Here is a 4818-nt window from a genome sequence, read left to right as displayed (position 1 = left end):
GGGGAAGCGGGACGAGCCGGGGACGCCGGGGGCGACACGGTGGGGCCGCGACGTTCGTTCGGGCTCGACATACCGACAGGCTGGCACACTCGTTCCCCATGCGGATCGTTTCGTCGCGCGTGTCGGCGTGGATCGGGGCCTGCCATCCCCTGCCCGTCGTCGCGGTGACGGCGGTCACCGCCGGCCTGGCGGTCGCGGTCGGCCACACCCCCGGCGGGGCCCTCCTGGTCACGACGGCCGTGCTGGCCGGGCAGCTCTCGGTGGGCTGGCTCAACGACCTGGTCGACGCCGACCGGGACGCCCGGGTCGGCCGTACCGACAAGCCGGTGGCCCGGGGCCTGGTGTCCCCCCGGGCGGTGGCCGTGGCCACGGTGCTCGCCGCCGGCGCGGCCCTCGCGCTGTCCGCGGCGGCCGGGCTCCTCGCCGCGGCGGCCCACCTGATCGCACTGGTCTCGGCGTGGGCGTACGACCTGGGGGTGAAGTCGACCCGCTGGTCGGTGGTCCCGTACGCCGTCTCCTTCGGGCTGCTCCCCGCCTTCGTCGTGCTCGCGCTGCCCGGCGCGCCGTGGCCGCCGTGGTGGCTGCCGACCGCCGGGGCGCTGCTGGGGTGCGCGGCGCACTTCCTGAACGTGCTGCCGGACCTGGCCGACGACGCGGCGGTGGGGGTGCGCGGCCTGCCGCACCGGTGGGGCGCGGCGGTGAGCCGGGCGGTGGCGGGAGTCCTGGTGCTGCTGGCCTCGGTGGCGCTGGTGGTGGGTCCGGTGGGTCCCGACGGCGTGACGGGGGACGCGCGGGTCGCGGTGCCGCCGGTGGCCGCGCTGGTGGTGGCGGTGGGGTTGGTGCGCGGGCGGCGGCCGGGATCACGGGCCGCCTTCAACGCGGTGCTGCTGGTGGCGGTGGCCGACGTGGGTCTGCTCCTCACGGTGGGGCCGCCGGCCGTCGTCCCGGGGTGACCCGGCGGGCCGCGCCGACGGTGCGCCGTCCGGGGGCACCGGGCCCCCCGCCGACAGCCCACCGACAGCCCACCGACAGCCCACCGACAGCCCTCCGAAAGCCGGCCGATCGGCTGATGCCCGGACCCGCCCGGGGCGCCAGGCTGGCACCATGCCCACCATCGAAGTGCGCGGCCTGCGCAAGACCTACGGAACCACGGTGGCGGTCGATCACATCGACCTCGACGTGGCCGAGGGCGAGATCCTCGGCATCCTGGGGCCCAACGGCTCCGGCAAGACCACCACCGTCGAGTGCGTGGCGGGACTGCGCCGCCCCGACGCGGGTTCCCTGCGGGTGGCCGGGCTGACGCCGGGGCGCGACCGGGACCGGCTGAACCGGATCGTCGGCGTCCAGCTCCAACAGGCCGGGTTGCAGGCCAAGCTCACCGTGCGCGAGGCGCTGGAGCTGTACTCCTCCTTTTACGAGCACCCCGCCGACGGGGTCGCGCTGGCCGAACGTCTGTCGCTGGGCCCGAAGCTGGACACCCGGTACGGCAAGCTCTCGGGCGGCCAGCAGCAGCGCCTGGCCATCGCCCTGGCCCTCGTCGGTCGCCCCCGGGTGGCGCTGCTCGACGAGCTGAGCACCGGCCTGGACCCGCGCTCACGGCGCACCGTGTGGGAGGTGGTCGAGGACGCCCGGGCGGAGGGCACCACCGTCCTGCTGGTCACCCACCTCATGGAGGAGGCGCAGTACCTGTGTGACCGGGTGGCCCTGTTCGACCGGGGTCGGATCGTCGCGCTGGACACCCCCGAGGGGGTGGTCTCCCGCACCCGCGTGCCCACCGTCATGTCGTTCTTCCGCACGGCGTCCGGTTCCGCCTCCCCCGCCGGCGCCCCGGACACCGCGGCCCTGGCCGCCATCGACGGCGTGGAGCGGGTCCGGGTCCGGGAGGACGGGCGGATCGAGCTCGGGTTGACCGACGAGGCCGTTCCCGAGGTGCTGGACCGGTTGGCCGCCGAGGGCATCCGCCCCGGCCGGCTCCGCGTCGTCGACGCGACCCTGGACGACGCGTTCCTGAACCTGACCTCGGCGAGCGCCGACGGCACCGGCGCCCCCGGCACCGGCGACACCACCGAGGAGGCCTGACATGGCGGCGTCCCCCACCCGGACCGTGCTCCGCACCGAGGTCCGGCTCTTCCTGCGCGAACCGGCGGCCCTGTTCTGGATCGTCCTCTTCCCCGCCCTGCTGGTCGGGGGCCTGGGGCAGGTCCCCGGCTACCGCGACCCGGAGGAGGGCGTGGACGGCGTGCCCGTCATCGCCCTCTACGTCCCCGTCGCGATCCTGCTCGCGATGCTGCTGGCCGCCGTCTCGACCATGCCGGTCGCCCTGGCCGGCTACCGGGAGCAGCTGATCCTCAAGCGGATCGCCACCACCCCGGCCAGGCCGCGCGACCTGCTGATCGCGCAGTACGCGATCAACGGCGGGGCGGCGGTGGCGGGCGGCGCGCTCGCCATGTTGGTGGTCCGGATCGGCTACGGCACCGGGCTGCCCGGCAACGCCGCCGCCCACCTGCTCGCGCTGCTCCTCGCCCTGGCCGCGACGCTGGCGATCGGCGGGTTGATCTCGGCCGTCGTCCCGACCGCGAGGCTCGCCACGACGGTCGGCGCGATCCTGCTCTTCCCGCTGATGTTCACCGCCGGGGTGTGGCTGCCGGTGAGCGCGATGCCCGACCTGCTGGGCGACATCGTCTCCCTCACCCCGCTCGGCGCCGCCGCCCTGGCCCTGGACGCCGCCGGGGCCGGGGGGTGGCCGGCACTCCGCGACGTGGCGGTGCTCCTCGCCTGGACACTGGGCACGGGAGCGATCGCCGCGCGATACTTCCGGTGGAACTGACCGGCGCCCCGATGGCGGCGACCGGCGGGCCCCGGAGGGCCGGGAGACCATGATGAGCGACCTGGAGTGCGAGATCCGCGGCCGGATGGACGCCCTGACCCGTCGGGGCCCGTACGTGCTGCTGGGGATCGGCCTGGCCCTGTCGGTGGCCACGGCGCCCGCCTTCGGGGCGACGGAAACCATCCCCGTCCTGGTGGTGGGCGCGCTCGCCCTGGCCGGCTGGCACGCCCACTGCACGGACCGCCGGTGGGGCCGGCCGCTGGACGACCTGCTCGGCCGGTCCTACCTGACGACGCGGACCGCCGTCCTGTTCCTCCTGACCTGGCTCAACCCGTTCTTCGCCGTCTCCGCCATCATCGGCTACCTGGACGCCTCCCTGTACACGGGCCGGCGGGGGCAGGTGGCCGTCTTCGCCGTGACGGCGCTGCTGATGGCCGGCTCCCAGTCGGGCGGCCTGCCGCCGAGGGAACCGGCGCAGCTGATCGCGATCGTCGGCCTCTTCGGGCTGAACTTCGGGCTGGTGATGTTCTTCGACCGGTTCGAGCGGAGGCAGGCCCGGCTGGCGGAGGAGCGCGACGCGACGATCCGCGAACTGGAACGCGCCAACGCCCGCCTGGCCGAGGCGGTGGCGGAGAACGAGGCCCTGCAGTCCCGCCTGATCGAGGGGGCGCGGGAGGCCGGCGTGCACGCCGAACGCGAGCGGCTGGCCCTGGAGATCCACGACACCATCGCCCAGAACCTCGCCGGGATCGTCACCCAGTTGCAGGCCGCCGGGGAGACGGCCGACCCCCGCGCCGCCGAACGCCGGCGCGCCCGGGCGGCGGACCTGGCCCGGGAGGCGCTGGACGAGGCCCGCCACTCGGTGCAGGGGCTGCTGCCCTGCCGACTGGACCACGCGGACCTCCCGACCGCCCTGGACACGCTGGTCGAGGACTGGCGGACGACCACCGGCACGGACGCCCGCCTGGTGGTGGACGGCGAACCGGAGCCGCTGCACCGTGACGTCGAGGCCACCGTCCTGCGGGTGGCGCAGGAGGCGTTGACGAACGTGGCCAAGCACGCGGACGCCTCCCGGGTCGGGGTCACCCTGTCGTACATGGGGGAGGTGCTCACCCTGGACGTGCGCGACGACGGCGCCGGCTTCACGGGCCCCCGGAACGGCACGCCGCGCCCCGCCGGGGCGGGCGGCCTCGGCCTGCCCGGCATGGGACAGCGCGCCGCCCGGGTGGCCGGGGAGGTCGTGGTGGAGTCCGAGCCCGGCGCGGGGACCGCCGTCTGCCTGACGGTGCCGGCGGTGCGCGATGCCTGAGCCGGTGCGGTTGCTGCTGGTCGACGACCATCCGGTGGTCCGGGACGGGCTGCGCGGCATGTGCGAGACGGCCGACGGGTTCGAGGTGGTCGGGGAGGCCGCGGACGGCGCCCGGGCGCTCGCCCTGGCCGCGACGCTCGCCCCCGACGTGGTGCTGATGGACCTGCGGATGCCCGGCATGGGCGGGGTCGAGGCCATCACCCGCCTGCGGGACTCCGGCTCGACGGCCCGGGTGCTGGTGCTCACCACGTACGACACCGACCGGGAGATCACCGCCGCCCTGGACGCGGGGGCCACCGGCTACCTGCTGAAGGACGCCCCGCGGGAGGACCTCTTCGGGGCGATCCGGGCGGCGGCGGAGGGCCGGTCGGTGCTCTCCCCGGCCGTCGCCGGCCGGCTCGCCGCCCGGGCACGGGCCCCCCGCACCGGGGAGCCGACCGCGCGGGAGACGGAGGTGCTGCGGCTGGTCTCGCTGGGGCGCTCCAACCGCGAGGTGGCCCGGGAGCTCTTCGTCAGCGAGGCGACGGTGAAGGCGCACCTGAGCCACGTCTACGAGAAGTTGGGGGTCAAGGACCGCGCCGCCGCGGTGGCGGTCGCCTACGAGCGGGGACTGCTGGGGGGCGGGCCGACCGGCGGGGCGACGAACGGGGCGCCCCCGGAACGATGAGGCCCGGCTCCCGGG

The 4818-nt window shown here is 76.0% G+C and carries 5 protein-coding genes; all 5 read left to right on the top strand.

Features of this window, described 5'->3' with window-relative positions; translation table 11 throughout:
- The first annotated feature begins 98 nt into the window (after window positions 1-98).
- The 5 genes from FOE67_RS16760 to FOE67_RS16740 all read left to right on the top strand — a co-directional run bounded on the left by FOE67_RS16760 (window position 99) and on the right by FOE67_RS16740 (window position 4803).
- The gene (locus FOE67_RS16760) at window positions 99-953 is read left to right on the top strand and encodes a UbiA family prenyltransferase (RefSeq protein WP_182665107.1); all 855 of its coding nucleotides are present in this window, start codon (window positions 99-101) and stop codon (window positions 951-953) included.
- Between the two features lie 151 nt (window positions 954-1104).
- Window positions 1105-2079: an ABC transporter ATP-binding protein gene (locus FOE67_RS16755; RefSeq protein ID WP_182665105.1), complete on the top strand. Its 975-nt coding sequence runs from the start codon at window positions 1105-1107 to the stop codon at window positions 2077-2079.
- Between the two features lies 1 nt (window position 2080).
- Window positions 2081-2827: an ABC transporter permease gene (locus tag FOE67_RS16750; RefSeq protein ID WP_182665103.1), complete on the top strand. Its 747-nt coding sequence runs from the start codon at window positions 2081-2083 to the stop codon at window positions 2825-2827.
- Window positions 2828-2879: 52 nt separating this feature from the next.
- Entirely contained in the window at window positions 2880-4136 is a 1257-nt protein-coding gene (locus FOE67_RS30095) for a sensor histidine kinase (protein WP_267133339.1), read from the top strand.
- The gene (locus FOE67_RS16740) at window positions 4129-4803 is read left to right on the top strand and encodes a response regulator (RefSeq protein WP_182665101.1); all 675 of its coding nucleotides are present in this window, start codon (window positions 4129-4131) and stop codon (window positions 4801-4803) included. The genes FOE67_RS30095 and FOE67_RS16740 overlap by 8 nt, the downstream gene beginning before the upstream one ends.
- Window positions 4804-4818: the final 15 nt, after the last annotated feature.

It is taken from the genome of Streptomyces calidiresistens (assembly GCF_014141525.1).
GTDB classification, from domain to species: Bacteria; Actinomycetota; Actinomycetes; order Streptomycetales; family Streptomycetaceae; genus Streptomyces; species Streptomyces calidiresistens.
Note: the sequence above shows the minus strand (reverse complement) of the source record. Positions and strands in the feature narration are given on the sequence as shown.

Bases quoted from the DNA above. Each gene is read 5' to 3' on its own strand.
- FOE67_RS16760 (WP_182665107.1), top strand. From the start codon at position 99: ATGCGGATCGTTTCGTCGCGCGTGTCGGCGTGGATCGGGGCCTGCCAT.
- FOE67_RS16755 (WP_182665105.1), top strand. From the start codon at position 1,105: ATGCCCACCATCGAAGTGCGCGGCCTGCGCAAGACCTACGGAACCACG.
- FOE67_RS16750 (WP_182665103.1), top strand. From the start codon at position 2,081: ATGGCGGCGTCCCCCACCCGGACCGTGCTCCGCACCGAGGTCCGGCTC.
- FOE67_RS30095 (WP_267133339.1), top strand. From the start codon at position 2,880: ATGAGCGACCTGGAGTGCGAGATCCGCGGCCGGATGGACGCCCTGACC.
- FOE67_RS16740 (WP_182665101.1), top strand. From the start codon at position 4,129: ATGCCTGAGCCGGTGCGGTTGCTGCTGGTCGACGACCATCCGGTGGTC.